Genomic DNA, 21918 nt, shown 5'->3' on the forward strand with positions numbered 1-21918 from the left:
TCATTTCTCTTGTGGAAAAAAGCTAAGGGGTGAATATATTAATTCATCCCTTTTTGCTTTGCCACTTAACCGAACTATTGTGTAATAAAGAACATAGTTTTGTATTCAATAATTTCGTGAAATAAATATCCTAATCTCAGCGTTAGTAAAGCTGCAAAATCAATCTTTATTCTGTTTGATGCGTGAGTAAAGAAGTTCGCGTAGGCGTAGCCCGTCGTAGACATCGCTCCGAGGATTTACAATTAAGCATGGACTATTACCGCCACTTCCATTACTTACAATAACGACAGTAATGCCGGATTTTGGACAAACTCCTAAACAACTGGTGCTAGCGACCCGAAATTCCCCCCATAATCCCTCAAATTTTAAACGTGATTTTAACCAATTCTCTAAGTCTTCGGAAGCCGTTGAGCCTGATTGCTCGTTTGCACATTGTGAACACACAAGCACCAAACCAGACTCCCATCGGGGAGAAACACTGGGAATAGAAGTGTCTAAAGGGCGAGAATTTATTAAGGGTGATGGTTGCTGAGGAGTGGATGCAAAACTATTGAAGATACGTTGGAGCAATCTCTTAATACGCTGGATCAGTTTTTTCATGGATGACCACCTATTTCTCTGAACAACGTGAGCTGAATAAAAAGACCTCTCCCTGGTTTTACGATGTAAAACCGTCCCTTTCCGAGTCGAAGAGGGATAGACTTGAACTTTAGTTCAAGGTAGGGAGAGGTTTGTTGAACAGGATAGTGGTAATTTCCGGTTTAATCTGTTCTGCTAGATCATCTCCTTCCAACAAGAATCAGCGTTTCTGAGCAATTTGCTGCAAGTATGCAATTAGCTGTTCTCCTGCGGTGTCAATATGTCGTTTCAGTAACCTGACAGCAGTTTTTGTATCCTGCTTTTGACAAGCATCTAAGAGTTGATAGTGTTCTTTTTGCGATCGCTCTTGGTAATCCATTTGCGCTAATTGTACCCGGACATAGCGATCGCAATTAACGTGTAAAGTTTTAATCATTGCCAGCAACCGGGGACGTTCAGCAGTGGCGTACAGTGTCGCATGAAATTCCCAGTTGAGTTTTGCCAACACACCTGCATCAGTTGCTTGATCTGTAGCTTCCAAAATCACAGCAGCTTTTTCTATATCTGTTTCCCTGAACTTAGGTATTGCCAATTGCATCGCTTTCACTTCCAAGGCGCTGCGAATTTCACAAATTTCTTGCGCCTCTTGTGCTGTCAACACAGATACGATCGCACCACGATTTAGATGCAGTGTCACCAATCCTTCTGCTTCTAGCTGCTTGAGGGCTTCGCGCACGGGAATGCGGCTAACGCCAAACTGAGTGGCGATTTCATCCTGTCTCAAGGATTGTCCTTCCTGAAAAATGCCGCCCAGAATCGCTTCCCGCAAAGCATCGGCAATTAAATCTGGGGTACTGCGTTGTTGTTGCAGCACATTGGCTGCTAAGTCATTTAAGTTCATATTGAATATTGTATACAATATCCAAAAGATTGTATACAATATCCAAAGTAAGTTTTTGAAACATCCCTTCAATACCACGGGAGACAGTTATGAGCATCGCATCTCAACCAGACCGAGTTATCATCTTCGACACCACCTTACGGGATGGCGAACAGTCACCGGGCGCAACCCTCAATGTAGAAGAGAAATTAGCGATCGCTCATCAACTAGCTCTCCTTGGTGTCGATGTGATTGAAGCCGGTTTTGCCGTTGCTAGTCCGGGAGATTTTCTAGCTGTCAAAACCATTGCTGAACAAGTTGGAATATCTGGTGGGCCAATCATTTGCAGTTTAGCTAGAGCCACTCGCCAGGATATTCACGCCGCCGCCGAAGCTTTGAAAGGTGCGGCTCGTCCTAGAATCCACACGATGATTTCTACCTCTGATATTCACCTGCAATATCAGTTGAAAAAATCTCGTAGCGAAGTATTAGCGATCGCATCAGAAATGATTGCCTATGCTAAGTCGTTTGTAGACGATGTAGAATTTTCACCAATGGATGCTAGTCGCACTGAACCAGAGTTTCTGTATCAAGTTTTGGAAAGAGCGATCACAGCAGGTGCAACTACAATCAACATTCCTGATACCGTTGGTTACTGCACACCCAAGGAAATCGGAAATCTGATTCAGGGAATTCGAGAACATGTTTCTAATATCGATGGAGTGATTCTTTCCATTCACACCCAAAATGATTTGGGTTTGGCGACAGCTAACGCTTTGGCAGCAATTGAATATGGTGTGCGTCAGGTGGAGTGTACCATTAATGGCATTGGGGAACGAGCAGGCAATGCAGCCTTAGAAGAGATTGTCATGGCGTTGCAGGTTCGCAAACCCTTTTTCAATCCTTACTTTGGTCGTCCGGTTGATGCCGATACACCCCTGACTAATATTAAGACTCAGGAGATTTATAAAACCTCATCCTTGGTTTCTCAATTAACTGGGATGCTGATTCAGCCTAATAAGGCGATCGTGGGAGCAAACGCTTTCGCCCATGAGTCTGGTATTCACCAAGATGGGATCATCAAGCACCGCCAGACTTATGAAATTATGGAAGCTGCTGCGATCGGTTTGCCCGAAAATCGCATTGTTTTGGGCAAGCACTCTGGACGAAATGCTTTCCGTACAAGGCTGAAGGAATTGGGGTTTGAACTGAATGAAGCAGACTTGAATAAAGCCTTCAATCGGTTCAAAGAAGTCGCCGATAAGAAAAAAGAAATCTCAGATTGGGATTTAGAAGCGATCGTTCGAGATGAGACGCAGATTCAAATAGAAAGTTGCTTCCAAATCGAACACGTCCAGGTAATCTGCGGTGACTGTACTTGCCCAACTGCAACCATCACAATTGTCACTCCTGAGGGCAAAATTCTCACAGATGCGAGTGTAGGCACAGGCCCAGTGGATGCGGTGTATCAAGCAATCAATCGATTGGTGCAGATTCCCAATCAACTGATTGAATTTTCTGTCCAATCTGTGACTGGAGGAATTGATGCACTGGGAACTGTCACAGTTCGTTTGAAGCATCAAGAGCGGATATTCTCTGGACAAGCATCTGATACTGATATTGTAGTAGCCGCAGCTTATGCTCATGTAAATGCCCTGAATCGTCTCTATCGTTACTTGCAAACCCAAACTGATAGATCCCATTTGCATGAGACAGACTCTGCTGTTGTATCTAGGTAGATTAGATTAATCAGGTAATTATAATTTGTCAGATAGTAGTTGGGCAATTTGTTGATTAATAATTGCAACATCAAAACGCCGACTAGCAGTAGTCCTAGCATTATTGGCTATAGTTGCAGTTATTTCCGTCTCCTGAAGACAGGTGATAATTACTTGTACAAGTTCCTGGGATTCTCCTGGTGTCACTAAAAAACCATTAAGTCCATGTTCTACTAATTCCATTGCACCTCCAGCTTTTGCTGCAACTACAGTTTTTCCACATAGCATCGCCTCTACAATCACTCGACCAAAAGGTTCTGGGGCAGTAGAGGTATGTGCTACCAAGTCACAAGCTGCCATTAACTGGGGAATATCAGAACGAAATCCTAAAAATTTAACGCGGTTTTCTAGTCCCAGTTCGGCAACTTGTTGGTGTAACTTTTGGACGTAATCTTGTTCGCCAAACAGTGCATCACCCACTAGAATTGTTATCACCTCTGGCGGACATTTGGCAAGGGCATCAATTAAAACATGCTGCCCTTTCCAAGGTGCAAGACGACTAAAGTGTCCCACTACAAATTTTCCTTCTAACCCTAACTGTTGCTGTAATTTGTTAATGTCAGAATCATCAGGTTGATAAATTTTTGGATCAAAGCCGTTATAGACAACTTCAACTAAATTTCGGTCTCCTCCCGCTTGTAAAAAGGCGGTTTTACTAGCTTGTGAATTAGCAATTACTAATGAGGCAAAACGATTAGCTAGGTTAATAGCAACATGAAGATTAGTTTGACTAAAATGTTCTGTGGAAAGAATATCATGTAAATGATAAACCAGAGGGCGACGGCTGAAAAAACTTGCTAATGCTCCTACAACTAATGCTTTTTGGGTATTGGCATAGATTAAATTGTATTCACGGGCTTTTTTAACTACCTTAGTAATTAAAGGTGCAAGTTGTCCTAGACTCTTGAATCCTTGTAGCAAACTGCTTTCTTTGCGAACTTGGATTGCTTGAGTTGCGAGAACTTCCACGGGGATATGATTTTGTTGTAGTAAATCTTTAAATGGGCCATCTGCAAATAAACCTACCAAAGCGCGATCGCCATAAGGTTTAGCAATATCTATTAAACATAATTCGGCACCGCCTGGTTTACCACTTTGATCTAAGAAAAGAATTCTCATATAGCCTCTATTTTATTATCTAATTTTGACCCGCGTACTGCCCCTAATATCTATTACATGGCATCTGGAAAACCTCTCTCTAAATCTCTCTCCTAAAAGGAGAGAGACTTTGAATTTTCCCCCTTCCCGCGTTGGCAAGGGGGTTAGGGAGTTAGGTTTTTAGTGGACTTTTCCACATAACTTAAAAAGTTAACTATTACAATCACTTGTTTAAGCTAATAAAATATTCCGTACTTGTTGAGCAATTTGATTCCAGTCGTAGTGTGTGGTGGCGTACTGACGACAGGCTTCTCGTGAAGGTATATGAATATTTCCCAAAAGCACTTGTTCTAATTTCTCAGCAATGGCTGAGGCTTCGGTTGAAGTAGTAATTAAATCGGGTGAGAATTCTGATAAAATTTCTGGCATTCCGCCAACTGGAGTACATAAAACAGGAGTACCACAGGCTAGAGACTCGATTATTACTAATCCAAACCCTTCAAAAGATTGACTAGGCATTAAAGTCAATTCAGCAGCTTGATAAGCTATAGGTAATTGCTCATCAGGTAGAAAACCTAAAAATTTAACGTTGTCATCTAGTCCTAATTCTGTAGCCTGTTGTTGTAGTGCAGCTTGGATGTGACCACGACCTGCGATCGCTAACCAAACATCTGGTATTCTGGGCTTAATTATAGCCAGTGCTTGCAATAGTTTATCAACACCGGTTCGATGTACTAAGCGGCGGGATGTAAATATTATCCGCCGATTACTGGGCCAGCCTAGCTTTGCACAAGCCTCTTGGGGTGATAAATTTGGCTGAAACCAGTTAATATCAACTCCACCAGGAATAATATTAATTTTGCTCCACGGTACTTGATATTTATCATGTAGAATTTTACCAAATGCTTTGCTCAAAACAATGAAGCGATCGCAGCGGTTATAAGTATTTTTTTCTATTAGCCAGTGCTTGATTAAAAGGCTAAGGTTTTTATTAACCACTTCTTGCTGACTCTCAGAAGCCCAAGGACCATGAAAGTTAAAAGTAACTGGTACTCCCTTTGGTAAAATATCCAAAATAGGAAAGCTATATAGTGCAAAGTGCAGATTAATAGCATCTGGTTTGCTTGTTCTTGTTTTCTGAAAATTATTGCGAATCGACCATAATCTTTGCCAAATAGCACTATCAACAGAAGCCAAATTAGTTAGCTTAATCGGCGAATTTATTTCCGCCTCTGGTAGACCGACTCCGCATAATTCAACCTGGTCTTGATTGGCTGCTAATTTATGAGTTAGTTCATAAATATACCTTTCTAGTCCTCCGGGACTTTTGGGAAACCAGCCCAATCCAAGGGTGAGAATAGATGCAGACGATGAAGCAAAGTTTTCTGATTTATTTCCCATTGATGTATTTCCTATAAATATATTTAAAACAGGCGGACATTCGTGCGCGTCCACATCTGTATACAAACCGGAATCACTAAAATTTTCAAATATACATTATCAATAAGAGCTTTTGTATAGAACACCAATTTATAAACTATTTATATGTCAACGTCAACAAGGAAGTGAAATTGTGTTTTTAGTAACTAAACAACACCGAGCTAGACATATATGATACCTGCCAATTAAGAAAGATGAATGCTATATAGGGAGAGAGAAAAGCTGATAAAAAGTAATAAATTTAGAATTGTTTTGTATTAATTTTTACCACTGCTATTAAATGATAGGTAAATATTAATACCTTAAATGTATTAGTTGAAAATTCAAATAATTAGGTGAGTTTTATAAAGCTTATGTAAAACTTGCTATTAAATGTGATGTCTATGGATAGCCTGTATCTTAGCCACTTCAAAATAGTTATATTTTTGCGGATTACCAAAAAAATGATTGTATATAAATAATTAAAAGCTTAAAAAATATATGAAAAATAAATTACTGACGCAGTTAATAAAACTCCGTCACCGACTCAACCAGCACCTCAAAAAAATATTTAAGATTAGATATATACAAAAAAGTAAAACCTTCAACTTTTTACTCAGTCTGACTGTTGGAGTAATTGTTACTACTCTTGGAATTACAACAGACTGGGCAACAAGTGGAACACGCACGCTTATCTACAAAACATCGTCGATAAGTAATACTATCGGCAGTGAAAGGTCGATACAAAACAATACTGAAACACCCACACTTACACATAAAGAAATCTCGATAAGTAATACTATTGCCAGTGAAAATCTGCTAGTACAAAACAATACGGGAGCGTCCACACCTACTTATAAAACATCGTGGATAGGTAACACGATTGGCAGTGGAAATCTGCGGGTACAAAACAATATTGAGGCAATGTATGTTGCCCCTGATGGCACAGTTTATACTAACAGCCATTGGGATGAAGCGGGAATGGAAGCAGCCATATATAAGGATGGTAAGGTTATTGGTGCTATTGGAGATACTCACGGTTGGAGTCGTGGAGGTGGCAAAGCTGTAACAGCAAATAGTAAATATATTTACATTGCCATGACTCAGGGATCGAGGGGCAAAACCAATGAAGATTACCCAGCAGAAGGAACAACTTGGCATTGCGTTAGACGCTATGATTTGTCGGGAAAACCAGCACCTTTTCCTAAAGGGCGTGGCTGGGATAAAAGTATGTTAATTACCAGTACTAAAAGTGAAGTTACTGGATTAGCAACTGTGGGTAACGAGTTGTATGTGAGTGATTTTGCTACCAACCAGATTCGTGTCTATGATACTGATACGATGAAGGAACTACGCACCTTTACCGTTGCTAATCCGGGAGCAATAACTATTGATCCACAAAAAAATCTGTGGATTATTCAAAGCAAAAATGGTAGTAAGCCTGCCAAGATTCTTCATTATTCGCCGAGTGGAAAGCAATTACCCCAACAGATTGCAGATATTGTTGAACCAACTGCGATCGCAATTAATCATCAAGGTAAGCTGTTGGTGGCAGAAAATGGGCCGCGTCAGCAAATGTTGATTTATGACATCAAAGATAAGCCGACGCAGGTGGGTAGTTTCGGCTCTAAGGGCGGTATCTATGCAGGAGTTCCTGGTGAAGTTCAAGATTTGAAACTTTACGGGCTTACTGGAGTTGGTACAGATGCTTCCGGCAATATCTATATAAATAGTAATGGTTTCAACAAATCAGGAACAGATTTGCGGAAATTTTCGCCATCGGGAAAACTAATGTGGCGATCGCTAGGATTGATATTCGTCGATAATGCAGATGCCGATCCTAAAACTGATGGTGTAGATGTATTCACCAAACAAGAACACTATCTAATGGATTACAGTAAGCCTGCTGGTAAGCAATGGACTTACAAAGCCTACACCTTAAATGCTTTTAAATATCCTCAAGATCCCCGACTGCATACATCGCCAGATGGAACCTTTGTTCGCCGTATCCAAGGGAAGCCGTTCTTGTTCCTCACAGATATGTATAACAGCTTTCTGCAAATATATCGTTTTAATCCAGGCACAGATGGCAAAGTTGCTATACCAGCCGGAATGTTTGTCGGTAGCAATGGCGCAGATAAACCATTTATCACCGGAAATTGGCCACCGCATCAACCAGAAAAAGGGGAATGGATCTGGCGCGATCGCAACGGTAATGGCAAATTTGAAAAGGAGGAATATGATACCAGCAAAGATTATCCCTATATCGGCGGCTGGTGGGTAGACAGCAAAGGAGATGTTTGGAAAGCTTTGCGAACAGAAGATGGCATTCGACATTATCCTTTACAGGGAATAGATGCTAAAGGCAACCCCATCTACAGCTATGGTTCGATGGAAAAGCAAACTACTCCCAACATATTTAACGATTTGCGGCGGATCGAATATTTCCCCGAAACAGATACTATGTATTTGTCAGGCTTTACAGTAGATCACCCTGCATTCGGTGACGATGCTGGAGTTGCTGGATCTGAGATTGCCCGTTTTGACAATTGGAGTCAAGGAAATCGTACTCCTCGTTGGCGGATTGTAATTCCTTACGACACCATCGGCAAACGCGAAGTGTCTACGGCGGCCATGAGTGTGGCGGGAGATTATGTATTTGCCGTGACAGTTAAAACCGCAGAGGTATATGTCTACAATGCCAAGACGGGAGCACAAGTACAACAGTTAAAACCAGGTCCAGAAGTTGGCAGCGAAAGTGGCTGGATTGATATACCTTACGGTATCCGCGCTTTTCGGCGTTCAAATGGTGAGTATCTGGTATTTGTGGAAGAAAATTGGAAAGGAAAAGTAATTATGTATCGGCTGCCGGGGTGAGTATTTACAGCAGGGCAATAATATTTGGTAATTAAATTCAACTATAGCGGTTCCCACTCAGATGCGGTACGATAGTTCGCCCCAGCACGAGTATTGTACATACGGTATGGGTTCGAGTACCGAGGCCCCTTCGCTGACTACATTCATGACCCGAACAGCGTATTCATGACGAAAAAGCTGGCTTGATTCGCTTCTGGAAAGTAAATCCCTAGTTAGGGCTGTAAGGATTATTCCAATAAGGAAAGAATTATGGTAGTTCCTCAGCTACAGCAATAAAGTAGCGCAGGTGTCGTAGTTCCATATTTTTGATATTTTATAAGTCTCAATTTTAAATAAATATATATTGGACATCTTAAAAAAGTCTACGTATCATACTCGTACAAAGATTTGAGCGAGGCCAGAGCAATGGGTGAAAAAACAATTTCGTCAGAGAATTTTAGAAGTAAAGTTGTCACACAAGGAGTGCAGCGATCGCCAAATCGGGCTATGCTGCGTGCAGTAGGTTTTCAAGATGAAGACTTTAACAAAGCAATTGTGGGTGTGGCTAATGCCTACAGCACCATCACTCCCTGTAACATGGGTATTAATCAACTAGCACTCATAGCTGAAGCTGGAATAAAACTAGCTAGGGCAATGCCGCAAATGTTCGGCACAATTACTATTAGCGATGGGATTTCGATGGGAACTGAGGGGATGAAATATTCCCTAGTGTCACGAGAAGTGATTGCTGACTCCATTGAGACAGCCTGTAATGGTCAGAGTATGGATGGTGTGATTGCCATCGGTGGCTGTGATAAAAATATGCCAGGGGCAATGATTGCAATGGCACGGATGAATATCCCGGCTATCTTTGTTTACGGTGGGACAATTAAACCCGGACACTACCAGGGTCGCGACTTGACTCTTGTGAGTTCCTTTGAGGCTGTGGGTGAATACAGTGCTGGTAAAATTGACGACACCGAACTGATGGAAGTAGAACGCCGTGCTTGTGCTGGTGCGGGTTCTTGCGGTGGGATGTACACAGCTAATACTATGTCTTCAGCCTTTGAAGCGATGGGCATGAGTTTACCCTATTCTTCCACAATGGCGGCAGAAGATGAGGAAAAAGCTGATAGCACCGAAGAATCAGCCAAGGTATTAGTAGAAGCAATTCGCAATCAACTGTTACCCCGGCAAATTATTACCCGTAAATCTATAGAAAATGCTATTTCTGTAATTATGGCTGTGGGTGGTTCAACTAACGCCGTATTACATTTTCTGGCGATCGCTCGTGCGGCTGGTGTAGAACTTAATCTAGATGATTTTGAAACTATCCGTGGTCGTGTCCCTGTTTTATGTGATTTAAAACCCAGTGGTAGATATGTTGCCACAGACTTACATCAAGCTGGTGGTATTCCCCAAGTGATGAAAATGCTATTGGTACATGGATTACTTCACGGTGACTGTATCACGATCACAGGTAAAACCATCGCCGAAATTTTAGCAGATGTCCCCAATGAACCACCCACTAATCAAGATGTGATTCGTCCTTGGAATAACCCGATGTATGCCCAAGGTCACTTAGCCATCCTGAAAGGGAATCTGGCTACAGAAGGAGCAGTCGCAAAAATTAGCGGGGTGAAAAATCCCAGTCTTACAGGTACTGCACGGGTATTTGATTCCGAGGAAGAATGCTTAGATGCCATCCTTGCAGGTAAGATTAAAGCCGGTGATGTAATTATCGTCCGTTACGAAGGCCCGATTGGCGGTCCTGGTATGCGGGAAATGTTGGCTCCCACCTCAGCACTTATTGGTGCGGGTTTAGGTGATGCAGTCGGATTAATTACTGATGGGCGCTTCTCAGGCGGTACTTACGGGATGGTAGTCGGACACGTTGCTCCCGAAGCCGCCGTTGGTGGTGCGATCGCTCTGGTCGAAGAAGGTGATAGCATCACTATTGATGCTAATTCACGCTTGTTACAAATAAACATAGACGATGCAGAATTAGCCAGTCGCCGCGCCAAATGGCAACCCCGTCCACCCCGTTATACAAAGGGCATCTTAGCTAAATATGCTAAGTTAGTTTCCTCTAGCAGTGTTGGTGCTGTCACAGACTTGGATTTATTTAATGAGTAGGGAGTAAGGGTAGAGACGCGATATATCGTGTCTCTCTACAAGAGTGTTTAAAAGAGCGAATAAATTAAACTACCTCTTGTTGTTTTTGAGCTAAATACATTGCAATTCCTTTCTCGTAGTAAGCTGCTTCATTAATAAAAACAGGATAAACAGTAGACTCTCCCTCATAGAAAATATCTTTTCCTGCAAAAGTCAAAAACATTGGATCGCCTGGATTCAAAGGTTCATAATCCCTAAACTGAAGCTGGGGATGAATCATGGCTTGAATTTCACCGCGTAGGCGCAGCCCGCCGTAGGCATCGCTTCTCGGATAATCAATAGTCTTAATATATTGATAGAGTGTAAGCTTGCTGTCTATCTGCGGAAGATTACCTTGGTTATACCCTTCAAAATAATCCAAAATTGCATAAATAAGCTGTTCTGTTTTCTGAAATAATTCGGCGTTTAAAATATTCTGAGCTACAGCACCAACTTCTATAACAAAACCCAATTCACACAAAGAACGGAGAAAACCACCTTCTCTAGATTGTTGATTAACAAAAATCTTTACCATCGGATTGATAGAACTTAAATAAGCGCCTAACCGAAGTAAGAAAGGATGCATATCACAAAATATCAGACTTAACCCCATGTTTGCAGTTGTGCTGTGCAAATCAACAATTACGTCCACAAAAGGCTGATTTTGCGGTTGTAGTATCTGTTGAATTGCTTTTGCCCGCGTATCTTCATAACTTAAAAGTTGGGGATTTTGTAAGCCTTGATTGGTGAAGCAACGATTTAAATCTTTGTCAATGTATCGTTTGCCTTCTTCAATAGCTTTGAGATTGCCAAGTAATGCCAGAGTTTCAAAACTTACTCTGTTGATTAAATTAGGATACTGCTGAAACTTTTTGACTAAATGTACTCCTGTTAACTCATTACCGTGATTTCCTCCAACGATCGCAACTCGTTCAATCTGACTCATAACAACCTCATATCTAAAAAAATACTCTACAGTTATTGATAATGGTGGGAGATACAAGATAGAAGTATAACTGCTGCTGACTAAATCTTGTAAAAGACTGACGCGATGTCTACGATGGTCACTGAGCTTTGTCGTAAAGCCTGCGGCATAGCTACGCTTAGGGCGCAGCCTCTCGTAGAGAAGTGCGGGCTACGCCTACGCTCGATGTTCGAGCCAAAATGTGATAACTGTTAAGCTGTTAGTTTTAGCGCAAAAGGGGAGGAAATTTATGGAGCAGGATTTTCAAGCGATGCCTCCGGTGGGCTACGCCTACGCTGAACTTTACAAAAACGCTCTCCTCAACAATGTCCTTCCATTTTGGGAAAAATATTCTCTCGATTGGGAGCAAGGCGGTTATTTTACCTGCCTCGATCGCGAGGGCAAAATTTATGATACCGACAAATTCATCTGGTTGCAAAACCGCCAGGTATGGACTTTTTCCATGCTTTACAACCAGCTAGAAAAGCGCGAGAATTGGCTGAAAATTGCCAGCAACGGCGCTAATTTTCTCGCCCAACATGGCAGAGATAGTGATGGTAACTGGTACTTTGCCCTCACTCGTGAAGGAAAACCACTAGTTCAGCCTTACAATATCTTCTCTGATTGCTTTGCAGCGATGGCATTTAGTAAATATGCACTCGCTGGCGGCGAAGAATGGGCAAAGGATGTGGCGATGCAGGCTTATAACAACGTATTACGCCGCAAGGACAACCCCAAGGGCAAATATAATAAAACCTATCCCGGCACACGCCCGATGAAATCGTTGGCTGTACCGATGATTTTAGCCAACCTGACTCTAGAAATGGAATGGTTGCTGCCAAAAGAAACACTAGAGAATGTCTTAGCTGAGACAGTCCGCGAAGTGATGACCGATTTTCTCGACCAAGAACGGGGACTAATGTACGAAAACGTTACCCCTGACGGTTCCCACATAGATTGTTTTGAGGGACGGCTGATTAACCCAGGCCACGGTATCGAAGCGATGTGGTTCATCATGGACATCGCACGTCGCCAAAACGACAGCAAAACTATTAACCAAGCCGTTGATGTGGTGCTAAATATCCTAAATTTTGCTTGGGATAGCGAGTACGGCGGATTGTATTACTTTATGGATGCAGATGGTCATCCCCCACAACAATTGGAATGGGATCAAAAGCTGTGGTGGGTTCATTTAGAGTCTTTGGTTGCATTAGCAATGGGCTATCGCCTGACCGGGCGTGAGGTATGTTGGGAATGGTATCAAAAGATGCACGATTACGCCTGGTCACACTTTGCTGATTCAGAATACGGTGAGTGGTTTGGCTATCTCAATCGCCGTGGAGAAGTATTGTTGAACCTTAAAGGCGGCAAATGGAAAGGATGTTTTCACGTACCGCGTGCATTGTACCTTTGTTGGCAGCAATTTGAGGCATTGGAAAGCCTGCGGCGGTAAACAACGCAGTCAGTTTAATCTCTGCTAGTGTACAAGTACTATTGGAAAGATGTCTCATGAATGTTGTGACACCTAAGCGATTTACGATCGCAGAATACCATCAATTGATTGAACTCGGATTTCTCACAGATGGCGATCGTATTGAATTGATTCGAGGGGAACTGATTCAAATGACAGCAAAGGGAACGTCTCATACAGTTTGTAGTTCTATCCTATGCCGTCAATTGGATCGGCTTTTAGGCGATAGAGCAGTCATCCGTGGACAAGATCCCATCATCCTTCCTAATCAGAGTGAGCCTGAGCCGGATGTTGTCATTGCACGAGGAAGAGATGAAGATTATCTTGCTCATCATCCGTATCCCGAAGATATTTTGTTGGTTATTGAAATTTCGGATAAAACAATAGATTACGACCAAATAACCAAGTTGTCTTTGTATGCAGAAGCCGGAATTTCTGATTACTGGATTGTGAATTTGTCGGCTCGTCAACTTGAGCATTACAGCCAGCCATATCAAAATGCTCAAAGTAAGTTTAGCTATCTCAGCAAGCAGATTTATTTATCTAATCAGTCAGTGGCGATTCCTGGATTTGAAGATGCATTATTAGACTTGAGTCGTTTGGTTCCAGAGAGTACTAGTGAATGATTTTGTTGGTGCGATGCCTACGGCGGGCTACGCCTACGCGTAAAAAAGTTTTCTATTATCTGAGATACGTTTAAATACTGCTATCTTATGCTTTAAATGATTGATATTATACTAAATATGTAAAAAGTATGCTGTTAGTATGCACCACATCGAACTAATTATATTAATTTTGGATTTGTTTCCGAATTACATGGGTTCAGACAAGCTATTAAGAATGCTAAAAATGCTTGATAATCATTTTAATGTAATTGACAGGCAGATAAGTGAAATAAAATCTCTTCTGTCTATGCTGTAAGTAAGCATTTTTCAGTTTTCTAATACATAACTACAAACTTTTGTTTTGATAATATCACAAGCTAAATTCTGCTGCGCCATCCTCATCCACATCTGCATCCTTACCCACAGCAGTAGGTTTAAATTTAGAGCCATGAATTAATTCACCAAACGCAATTTCTGGATTTTGGTGAAGAATATTCAGCACACTCATAAAATCCCGCACAATTTCCCCTGGTGTCAGTAATGCTTCTGCACCCAAGCGATTAATAATTTCTTGTACAAACTCCTTCAACTCACGATTTGTCAAAGTCTGTTCATACCCAAAATTGAGTGCATGAATCTCTGCTAAACGTTGCAGAAGCGTCAATATTTCTGCTTCACTCAACGGATTTAGCCGAATCACTGGCCCCAAATGTTCCTGAACTCCAGATTGTGCAGCAAAACGGCTTTCTTTTGTGCGTCTTTGCCAAGCTTGGTCTGCAAAAAGTCCCCGTTTGGGGTCTTCTAAAAATTTAGTTGTTCCACCAACAACAATACCAAGATGTTCTGCTTTACATTGCATGGTATCGTTAAACATTGCGAGAAGTCTATTATAGTTCTTTTCCCGCGTAACGGTGGTAGATATTTGATATAAATGTACGGCTTCGTCAACTAAAATTAACAGTCCTTTATAACCAATTTCAGCGACAAATTTAGCAAACAGTTTTATATAGTCATACCAACTATCATCATCAATAATAACGCGCACTCCTAAAGCTGCTTTCGCCTCAACTTTAGTAGTAAATTCTCCCCGCAACCAGCGCATCGCCGCATTTTTTAAATTATCATCATCCATTCGGTAGCCACGCCAATAAGCAATAATCACGCTACCAAAATCAAAACCGTGAACTAAATCTTCAATATATTGAACTACTTCCCTAATTTTTGATTCAACTTTGTCATCAAAACCATCGTCATTGGGACGCATTTCAGTTTCTTTAACCACTTCTTGTTGAATTTTATTAATCCATCCTTCTAAAATCGAGACTAAAGCACCACCATCAGGACGAGTTTTTGTAGCTAGGTGGCTCATTAATTCTCGATAGGTGGCTACACCTTCATTGTTGCTTCCAGCTAATCGACGTTCAGAGGATAAATCAGCATCAGCTACTACGAAACCTTGCTCCATAGCGCGGTTGCGAATTAGTTGTAATAAAAAACTTTTACCGGAACCGTAGTTACCAATTATGAAGCGAAATGCTGCTACACCTTCTGCAATATCATCAAGATTTTGTAATAGGCTTTTTAGTTCTTTTTCTCGACCTACTGCTATATATTCAACTCCCACTCTTGGTACTACCCCCGCACCAAGGGAATTTATTAAAGCAGTGGAAATTTTTTTCGAGATTTTGAGCTTTGCCATGTATTACACTTCACTTTATTCTAAACGCAGAAGCACGCAGCAAGTAGGTAAGGTAGATATTCACCTTACTACTAATCTTACGACGGCAATAATAATTTAATTTGATGAAGCATGTCTAGCCATGAGGTCTTCATACACTGAAATCATTTTTTTGACATGCGTCATATACTCATGATAAACTTCTGGGCTTTCAGAATTTGAATCAATTATTAATTCACCAATAGTATCATTTGCTCGTTCATTTATAGAATCGATTAATAAATTCGGCATAGTTATATTTGCTTCGGCAATTTTTTTAATAGCAGCCTTGGGATTATCTTCTTTGACTATAGCTTTTAATACTTCTAGTTCGTATACTGGGAGATTTTCTAAAAAATTAGTCCATTCTTCAGGTAGATTATCTGATATATCAACTTCCGAAGTGTCTCTGATTTCTGTAGTTTCCATTATTTCAGAAAAAGGAAACAACTCATTATCATTTTCTTGGGAAGTATCAGACAAAGGTTCTGGATTGAATGTTTCTATTTGTTGAAGTAATTCCCATACTTGATCTTGCAATGAATCTCGTTCTTCTTGCAACAATGAAATTTGCCCTTGCAACTGCTGTAATTCGGCTTTTTGTTCTGCGAGTTGAGTTTGTGAAGCATTTAGGATAGCTTGGATATTTTCTCTTTCGGTTTTTGTCGCTACTAGCAATTGATTTTTTTGGGTTGTCTCAACTTCTAACTCTTGAATTGCAATTCTCAATTCGTAGAGTTTTTCTTCTAATTGGGGTTTGAGTCTGCCTAAAAGAGTTAAATTGCTTTCAATTTCTTTTTTCTCCTGCTGAAGTTCCGAAATTTGACTTTGCAAATGGGTGATTTCACTGCGAGATACATTACAATTTGACTCTAGACGGCGCTTTTCTGCTGTCAGGATAGAAAAAGCGTTGTTCAATTCTGCTTGATTTTTCTGCAAGTTATTAATTTCAGTTTGCAGGCTACCGATTTCGGTTTCTAACTGTTTTTTTTGTCCAGCAAATGTTCTTAATTCTCGATGTAAACTATCCCTTTGATTACGGCTTTCTGTGACTTGATTTTGCAGTTGTTGTGACTCTGCATATAATAAATTATGATGTTCTTCGATTTGGTTTATTTCTCTGACAACGCGAGCTTTCAATCCCTCCATTTCTTTAATTCGCTTGCGGAGAGAACCTAAAATAAACATTTCATAATTTCTGCGTCGCTTATCTACGAATAATGCTGCTGCATAGATAGTAACGGCAGTGATTAAACCTGTGAGAAAGGCTTTATTAAAATCCCAGTTTGGGACGAGGCTAAGTCCAAAACTCACACTAAAGGCAACTATGCCTAATATAAATCGATTGCTGATCATTACTGATTGCATATTGCTGGTTTTTAGCGGATTGAAATTATCAGAAGAAGTAACTCTCATACTAATTCGTAATGGGCTACGCCCTGCTTCTCTACGAGACGCTGCGCGAACGCTAACGTAATTCCTAATTCGTCATTAAAATACACATAGAGAAATACTTAATAAAAGCGGTTTGCAATCCGTTGCTATATTTGTTGAAACAAGACATTTTTTCGAAAGTTGGTATCATAGTAGTTCTAAACTAATTTTAATTTGAAGTTTTTGATGTATCATTATTTACATTAAATAGTTTTAAATCTGCTTTTAAAAAATCAACAAACTGCCGTGCTGTACGTCCAGAACGACCATTATGGCGAGTTGCCCATTGTAATGCTTGAAATTCTAAATCTTCTTGGGTAATATTAATTTCAGCTTGGGCGGTTAGATGTTGTACAATCTTTAAATAAGTTTTCTGATCGGCTGGTTCAAAAGTCAAGGTTAAACCAAAGCGATCGCTAAACGAAAGTTTCTCCTGCATCGTATCCCAGGCATGAATTTCCTCGTTATCTTTGGGCGTAGGTCTATCCACAAAAAACTCCCGAATCAGGTGGCGGCGATTGGAAGTAGCATATACAACTACATTTTGCGGCCGCGCAGTTAAATTACCTTCTAAAACTACCTTGAGCGCTTTAAAGGCATCATCATCTTCTTCAAAGGAAAGATCATCGACAAAGATGATAAATTTTTGTGATACTCCCCGTAAATGTTCCACAATTTCTGGTAGGTCTTTTAAATCAGCTTTTGCCACTTCTAATAAGCGGAGGCTGCGATTACTATATTCATTCAACAAAGATTTCACCAAAGAAGATTTGCCAGAACCCCGGCTACCATAAAGTAATACATGTAGTGCCATCTCTCCTGATAATAAAAACTCTGTATTTTTCAGCAAAGCATCTTTTTGAGACTCATAACCTACAAGCGCACTCAGCTTAATTGGGTCAGAATACCGAATACCGATAAACTGCCCACCTTGCCAGCGCAAAGCGCGATACTCTGCAAATAAACCAGAGCCACATTTTCGATAATAAGCTGCTAATTCTTCTACAGCATCACCCCAATTGTCTAACTGTTGTAGATACGTAGCGAACTTTGTCTCTCCTCCTAGCAATTCTTGCTCTTTATACCACACTACTGGTGAAATCGGCATGTGAGCTACGCCTTGTATCCACTCACTCAAAGAAGCGCTGCTACATTCATAGAGACTTTGCAATATTTGTAAATCATGGCGAACTGCTGCTATTAAAGCTGGAGGCAAATCATCAAATTCTTGCACTTCAGCCAGCTTTGTAAAAGGATTCTTAGACAAGAGAAGTTGAGTAATTAAATAGTCTTCCCAATTTTCATTTCTAGCAGCCAAAGCGTGGAAGTAACTGCCGTAGGCTTGGAGACAACCCCGTGCATCGGCATCAGTGTAACGTATAGCTTGCAACAGTTCCAGAAATGCCATCCCCACTTCGCTTTGGAGAACAGACTGGTACAGTAAAAGTGACGCTGCTTGGCGTTGGAGATATTGAACCTTTGTATATGAGGAAGAACTTGCCATTGGTATCGCTTGATTTCCATCAATTAACTGTGTGGTATAGCTAAATAGCTATGGTAAATTGTCTGCTGACCTTGGCAGTAAAGTCAAAATCTACATAGGTTTTAACAATGAATTTAAGTATAATTGCTGCTTTTGCCTACGGCATATTAGCGATCATTGGCGGCATTATTGGCTACATTCAGGCTACAAGTAAGGTTTCGCTCCTAAGTGGGAGCATTAGTGGTTTATTATTAATACTTGCCGCTTACTTTCAACTCCAAGGGCAAACCTGGGGTTCGATTTTAGCAGTGATAGTTACTGCTGTTTTAGTAGTCGTCTTTGCATTTAGACTAGCTAAAACACGCAAGTTTATGCCGGCTGGATTAATGACGATTTTGGGTATGTTGTCCTTGGCGGTGATGGTGAATCAAATGGTGGGGAATTGAGGGGTGAAATTTAAACGCAAACGCAGAGGGGAGGCAGCGCGTTGCGGGGGTTCCCCCCGTTGTAGCGACTGCCGTCGCGCAAAGGGAAGCGCAGAGGTACGCAAAGTTGTAGCTAGCGCAAAATTTGGTCAATCATCCGGTTCGCCTGGGAAGCATAACCGCCGCCAAATAAATTGAAGTGATTCAAAATGTGATATAGGTTATAGAGTGTTTTTCTCTGCTCATAGCCTGCATTTAAAGGAAAAACTTCGTTGTAACCTTTGTAAAAAGCTGCGGGGAATCCACCAAACAATTCTGTCATGGCAATATCAACTTCGCGATCGCCAAAATAAGTTGCTGGATCAAAAATCGCGGGTTCTCCTGAGTTAGTACACCCAGCATTTCCACCCCATAAATCGCCATGTACTAAAGAAGGTTGCACCTGATGCGCCAATAGTTCAGGGATGGCAGCTAGTAATTTTTCTGAAGAGGGGAAATTTCCTCCCCGTCGCCTTGCCAACTGAAATTGATAACCCAGGCGATGTTTAATATAAAATTCTGCCCAGTCTGCTGCCCAAGTATTGATTTGGGGCGTAGAACCAATGGTATTGTTAATTTTCCAACCAAAACCTTTGCTACTGCTAGCTTTATGCATCGCCGCCAACTTGCGCCCCATCTCTTCCCACGAATTGCTGTTACCGCTAGCAAGTTCTAACCATTCCAGCACGATGTAGCTAGAATTCTCAGCTACACCCCAGCAAATAGGATTTGGGACGCGAATACTAGCTGTGGCTAGCATTTCCTTTAAACCCATTGCCTCAGCCTCAAACATCGCAGCTTGGGATGGTTGGTTAAGCTTGACGAAGTAGGTTATCTCACCATTGGAGATAGCATAACCTTGGTTGATGCACCCGCCACCAACCGATCGCCGTTGCTGACTCTGAAATTTTTCGCCAGTCACCTGGCTAATTTGAGCATCGAGTTGAGTCCACATTGTTAAATAAAAGTTAGGAGTTAAACCAAAGTTAGGAGTGTGAAGTTAGGAGTGAGAAGTTAAACCAAAGTTAGGAGTAAGGAGACACAATCATGGCTTTTAACTCATAACTCCTAACTCCTAACTCCTAACTTTATTGATTATTCCCCATTTTTAATTTACGGCTTGACGACAACTACACCATAAGCATCTGGAGAAAGATACTCTTTGGCTGCTTGCATCAAGTCAGTTGCATCTTGGCTCTGAATATGATCTGGGTAGTTAAAGGCGGGTTCTAAATCTCCTACCAAGGAATGATAGTAACCATACAACCCAGTGCGATCGCTTGGTGTTTCATTGCCAAAAATAAATCTGTTCGCTACTCGCCGCCGCACACGGGCAATTTCTGATTCTGTAACTAACTCGGTTTGGACTTTGCGAATGTGTTGAGCGATCGCATCCTCTACTTGTGCTAAATTTTCTACTGCACATTTAGCTGAAATATAAAATATCCCTTGCAGCTGATTGCTCATGTTGCTCACAGAAATTGAAGAAACCAATCCCCGTTCTTCTCTTAAATCCCTCACCAGCCTTGATGTCCGTCCGTGTCCCAAAATTCCGGCTAAAACATCCAGTCCATAGGTGCGATCTAACTGAACCATTCCTGGAACCCGCCAAACCATCACTAGCCTTGCTTGCTGGAGACTTTCATCTACAAATTCTCGACGCACAATCTCTGTAAATGGTGACTCAGGATTTAGGGGTGAGTCGTGAGTAAGGAGTGGTGAGTACTGAGTTTGATGAGCATTTGTAAATCCTTCAGCAATGATCGCAATTAATTCTTCCACAGGCAAATTGCCCACAGCTACAGCAGTAATTGACTGGGGTTGATACCAACTAGTATGAAAATCACGCATCTGCTGGGGTTTAAGTTCGGCAATCACCGATTCTGGCCCCAATACCGCACGGCGATAAGGTAGTTCATCAAAGGCTGTCTCCATTGCTCGTCGAAATGTACGCCGTTGGGGATTATCCTCTGAACGCCTAATTTCTTCTAAAACTACTAATCGCTCACGTTCAAAAGCATCATCAGGAATACTAGCATTTGATACTACATCTATTTGTAGTGGAGCAAGCTCGGCAAAATCTTTGGGGGCAGTGGTTATATAGTAATGAGTATAGTCTTGGCTAGTAGCGGCATTGGTAACAGCACCCCGTTCTTCAATTCGACGTTCAAACTCACCGCTAGCCAGTCGTTCTGTTCCCTTAAAAATCATATGCTCTAAAAAGTGAGCCATGCCGTTAATGGCATCAGATTCTACGGCTGAACCAACTTTAATCCATAAGTTGAGGTTTACAGCTTCAACTGGCATCTGCTCCGCTATGATTGTCAAACCATTGGGCAACTGATGCAGGGTTGGGGTATTAAGACGAGGAAGTTTCCGTAGGGTTGAAGTCATTGCTACTTGCGTGAGGAGCTATGTTACTCCTTTATCTTATCCGTGACAGAAAATTATATAAAAAGACCACTAAGAGGTTTTAGTACGCAAAACCTGTCCCTCTCCGAGTCGGAAAGGGACAGACTTGAACTTTAATTCAAGACAGAGAGAGGTTCGTCGAACTAACGAGAGTAAGGGTGATTGAAGGTTTCCCAAGCAGCAATAGCCGCCTTTTGCAGGCGAAAGCTGAAGTCTACTAAGTCTTTCATCATTAAGTGCCAGTTTCTCTCAGCTTCATCCTGAATTATCGCCCAAGAGTTTTCTAGGCGAAGGCGATCGCGTTCCATCAGCTTCCTCCCTTCAATCAATTCCCGTGCTTGACGCACAACTTTCAAATAGGTTTCACGGGTGAGAGTACCTGCTGAATCAGCCTCAGCTTGAGCGCGTCTTTTTAACGCTTCAATAAGCGCTTTGGTTTCGCGCTTCACCTCATCAGTTTCACCAACCATTTCGGTTTCCACTAATTCGTCTGTTTCAGAACTGATTTCTACAATTACTATGGATTCGGTAGATTCAATTACTGTGGTTTCAAAGGATTCGATATTGTTAGCAGTCATCGTTCAAACATCCTTAATTGCAAAGC

At 41.4% G+C, this 21918-nt stretch carries 17 protein-coding genes; 6 read left to right on the forward strand and 11 right to left on the reverse strand.

Features of this window, described 5'->3' with window-relative positions:
- Window positions 1-159: 159 nt before the first annotated feature.
- Together ACEYW6_RS18645 and ACEYW6_RS18650 are read right to left on the reverse strand one after the other, a co-directional pair.
- Window positions 160-600 carry a hypothetical protein gene (locus ACEYW6_RS18645; protein WP_412980901.1) on the reverse strand — a complete coding sequence of 147 codons (441 nt, stop codon included), beginning with the start codon at window positions 598-600 and terminating at the stop codon, window positions 160-162.
- Window positions 601-799: 199 nt separating this feature from the next.
- Window positions 800-1480 (reverse strand): GntR family transcriptional regulator, encoded by a 681-nt coding sequence (locus ACEYW6_RS18650; RefSeq protein ID WP_412980902.1) that lies wholly within the window; start codon window positions 1478-1480, stop codon window positions 800-802.
- A 95-nt stretch (window positions 1481-1575) separates the two neighbouring features.
- On the opposite strand from ACEYW6_RS18650, the gene ACEYW6_RS18655 reads away from it, so the two are divergent.
- Window positions 1576-3198 (forward strand): 2-isopropylmalate synthase, encoded by a 1623-nt coding sequence (locus ACEYW6_RS18655; RefSeq protein WP_412980958.1) that lies wholly within the window; start codon window positions 1576-1578, stop codon window positions 3196-3198.
- 18 nt (window positions 3199-3216) lie between these two features.
- On the opposite strand, the gene ACEYW6_RS18660 is transcribed toward ACEYW6_RS18655, so the two are convergent.
- Together ACEYW6_RS18660 and ACEYW6_RS18665 are read right to left on the reverse strand one after the other, a co-directional pair.
- A complete protein-coding gene (locus tag ACEYW6_RS18660; protein ID WP_412980903.1) occupies window positions 3217-4356 on the reverse strand; it encodes a glycosyltransferase family 4 protein in 1140 nt (379 codons plus the stop codon).
- A 210-nt stretch (window positions 4357-4566) separates the two neighbouring features.
- A complete protein-coding gene (locus ACEYW6_RS18665) occupies window positions 4567-5736 on the reverse strand; it encodes a glycosyltransferase family 4 protein (RefSeq protein ID WP_412980904.1) in 1170 nt (389 codons plus the stop codon).
- A 519-nt stretch (window positions 5737-6255) separates the two neighbouring features.
- On the opposite strand from ACEYW6_RS18665, the gene ACEYW6_RS18670 reads away from it, so the two are divergent.
- Together ACEYW6_RS18670 and ilvD are read left to right on the forward strand one after the other, a co-directional pair.
- Entirely contained in the window at window positions 6256-8631 is a 2376-nt protein-coding gene (locus ACEYW6_RS18670) for a hypothetical protein (protein ID WP_412980905.1), read from the forward strand.
- A gap of 405 nt (window positions 8632-9036) precedes the next feature.
- Window positions 9037-10746, forward strand: coding sequence for a dihydroxy-acid dehydratase (gene ilvD, locus ACEYW6_RS18675; protein ID WP_412980906.1), 1710 nt, complete (start codon window positions 9037-9039; stop codon window positions 10744-10746).
- Between the two features lie 64 nt (window positions 10747-10810).
- Here the strand turns inward: ilvD and ACEYW6_RS18680 are convergent, their stop codons facing one another.
- Window positions 10811-11710: an aspartoacylase gene (locus ACEYW6_RS18680; RefSeq protein WP_412980907.1), complete on the reverse strand. Its 900-nt coding sequence runs from the start codon at window positions 11708-11710 to the stop codon at window positions 10811-10813.
- Between the two features lie 268 nt (window positions 11711-11978).
- Between ACEYW6_RS18680 and ACEYW6_RS18685 the strand changes: the two genes are divergently transcribed.
- Together ACEYW6_RS18685 and ACEYW6_RS18690 are read left to right on the forward strand one after the other, a co-directional pair.
- The gene (locus ACEYW6_RS18685) at window positions 11979-13181 is read left to right on the forward strand and encodes an AGE family epimerase/isomerase (RefSeq protein ID WP_412980908.1); all 1203 of its coding nucleotides are present in this window, start codon (window positions 11979-11981) and stop codon (window positions 13179-13181) included.
- Window positions 13182-13237: 56 nt separating this feature from the next.
- Entirely contained in the window at window positions 13238-13825 is a 588-nt protein-coding gene (locus ACEYW6_RS18690; RefSeq protein ID WP_412980909.1) for a Uma2 family endonuclease, read from the forward strand.
- Between the two features lie 349 nt (window positions 13826-14174).
- Here ACEYW6_RS18690 and ACEYW6_RS18695 read toward each other — a convergent pair whose 3' ends face one another.
- The 3 genes from ACEYW6_RS18695 to ACEYW6_RS18705 all read right to left on the reverse strand — a co-directional run bounded on the left by ACEYW6_RS18695 (window position 14175) and on the right by ACEYW6_RS18705 (window position 18459).
- Entirely contained in the window at window positions 14175-15503 is a 1329-nt protein-coding gene (locus ACEYW6_RS18695) for an ATP-binding protein (RefSeq protein ID WP_412980910.1), read from the reverse strand.
- Between the two features lie 96 nt (window positions 15504-15599).
- Complete coding sequence (locus ACEYW6_RS18700; RefSeq protein WP_412980911.1) at window positions 15600-16937, reverse strand: tellurite resistance TerB C-terminal domain-containing protein; 1338 nt, start codon at window positions 16935-16937, stop codon at window positions 15600-15602.
- A gap of 187 nt (window positions 16938-17124) precedes the next feature.
- Entirely contained in the window at window positions 17125-18459 is a 1335-nt protein-coding gene (locus tag ACEYW6_RS18705) for an ATP-binding protein (RefSeq protein ID WP_412980912.1), read from the reverse strand.
- Window positions 18460-18566: 107 nt separating this feature from the next.
- Between ACEYW6_RS18705 and ACEYW6_RS18710 the strand changes: the two genes are divergently transcribed.
- The gene (locus ACEYW6_RS18710) at window positions 18567-18884 is read left to right on the forward strand and encodes a TMEM14 family protein (protein WP_412980913.1); all 318 of its coding nucleotides are present in this window, start codon (window positions 18567-18569) and stop codon (window positions 18882-18884) included.
- A 112-nt stretch (window positions 18885-18996) separates the two neighbouring features.
- On the opposite strand, the gene ACEYW6_RS18715 is transcribed toward ACEYW6_RS18710, so the two are convergent.
- From ACEYW6_RS18715 to ACEYW6_RS18725, 3 genes are all read right to left on the reverse strand, one after another.
- Window positions 18997-19857, reverse strand: a complete 861-nt coding sequence (locus tag ACEYW6_RS18715) for a fructosamine kinase family protein (protein WP_412980914.1) — start codon at window positions 19855-19857, stop codon at window positions 18997-18999.
- Window positions 19858-20015: 158 nt separating this feature from the next.
- Window positions 20016-21296, reverse strand: coding sequence for a M16 family metallopeptidase (locus ACEYW6_RS18720; protein ID WP_412980915.1), 1281 nt, complete (start codon window positions 21294-21296; stop codon window positions 20016-20018).
- A gap of 161 nt (window positions 21297-21457) precedes the next feature.
- Window positions 21458-21892 carry a hypothetical protein gene (locus ACEYW6_RS18725; RefSeq protein ID WP_190894827.1) on the reverse strand — a complete coding sequence of 145 codons (435 nt, stop codon included), beginning with the start codon at window positions 21890-21892 and terminating at the stop codon, window positions 21458-21460.
- Window positions 21893-21918 lie beyond the last annotated feature (26 nt).

Source organism: Nostoc sp. UIC 10607, assembly GCF_047228265.1.
Lineage (GTDB): Bacteria > Cyanobacteriota > Cyanobacteriia > Cyanobacteriales > Nostocaceae > Nostoc > Nostoc foliaceum_A.

What these genes read in the sequence shown, in the direction of transcription:
- ACEYW6_RS18645 (WP_412980901.1), bottom strand. Translation starts at nt 600, where the DNA reads ATGAAAAAACTGATCCAGCGTATTAAGAGATTGCTCCAACGTATCTTC.
- ACEYW6_RS18650 (WP_412980902.1), bottom strand. Translation starts at nt 1,480, where the DNA reads ATGAACTTAAATGACTTAGCAGCCAATGTGCTGCAACAACAACGCAGT.
- ACEYW6_RS18660 (WP_412980903.1), bottom strand. Translation starts at nt 4,356, where the DNA reads ATGAGAATTCTTTTCTTAGATCAAAGTGGTAAACCAGGCGGTGCCGAA.
- ACEYW6_RS18665 (WP_412980904.1), bottom strand. Translation starts at nt 5,736, where the DNA reads ATGGGAAATAAATCAGAAAACTTTGCTTCATCGTCTGCATCTATTCTC.
- ACEYW6_RS18670 (WP_412980905.1), top strand. Translation starts at nt 6,256, where the DNA reads ATGAAAAATAAATTACTGACGCAGTTAATAAAACTCCGTCACCGACTC.
- ilvD (WP_412980906.1), top strand. Translation starts at nt 9,037, where the DNA reads ATGGGTGAAAAAACAATTTCGTCAGAGAATTTTAGAAGTAAAGTTGTC.
- ACEYW6_RS18680 (WP_412980907.1), bottom strand. Translation starts at nt 11,710, where the DNA reads ATGAGTCAGATTGAACGAGTTGCGATCGTTGGAGGAAATCACGGTAAT.
- ACEYW6_RS18685 (WP_412980908.1), top strand. Translation starts at nt 11,979, where the DNA reads ATGGAGCAGGATTTTCAAGCGATGCCTCCGGTGGGCTACGCCTACGCT.
- ACEYW6_RS18690 (WP_412980909.1), top strand. Translation starts at nt 13,238, where the DNA reads ATGAATGTTGTGACACCTAAGCGATTTACGATCGCAGAATACCATCAA.
- ACEYW6_RS18695 (WP_412980910.1), bottom strand. Translation starts at nt 15,503, where the DNA reads ATGGCAAAGCTCAAAATCTCGAAAAAAATTTCCACTGCTTTAATAAAT.
- ACEYW6_RS18700 (WP_412980911.1), bottom strand. Translation starts at nt 16,937, where the DNA reads ATGAGAGTTACTTCTTCTGATAATTTCAATCCGCTAAAAACCAGCAAT.
- ACEYW6_RS18705 (WP_412980912.1), bottom strand. Translation starts at nt 18,459, where the DNA reads ATGGCAAGTTCTTCCTCATATACAAAGGTTCAATATCTCCAACGCCAA.
- ACEYW6_RS18710 (WP_412980913.1), top strand. Translation starts at nt 18,567, where the DNA reads ATGAATTTAAGTATAATTGCTGCTTTTGCCTACGGCATATTAGCGATC.
- ACEYW6_RS18715 (WP_412980914.1), bottom strand. Translation starts at nt 19,857, where the DNA reads ATGTGGACTCAACTCGATGCTCAAATTAGCCAGGTGACTGGCGAAAAA.
- ACEYW6_RS18720 (WP_412980915.1), bottom strand. Translation starts at nt 21,296, where the DNA reads ATGACTTCAACCCTACGGAAACTTCCTCGTCTTAATACCCCAACCCTG.
- ACEYW6_RS18725 (WP_190894827.1), bottom strand. Translation starts at nt 21,892, where the DNA reads ATGACTGCTAACAATATCGAATCCTTTGAAACCACAGTAATTGAATCT.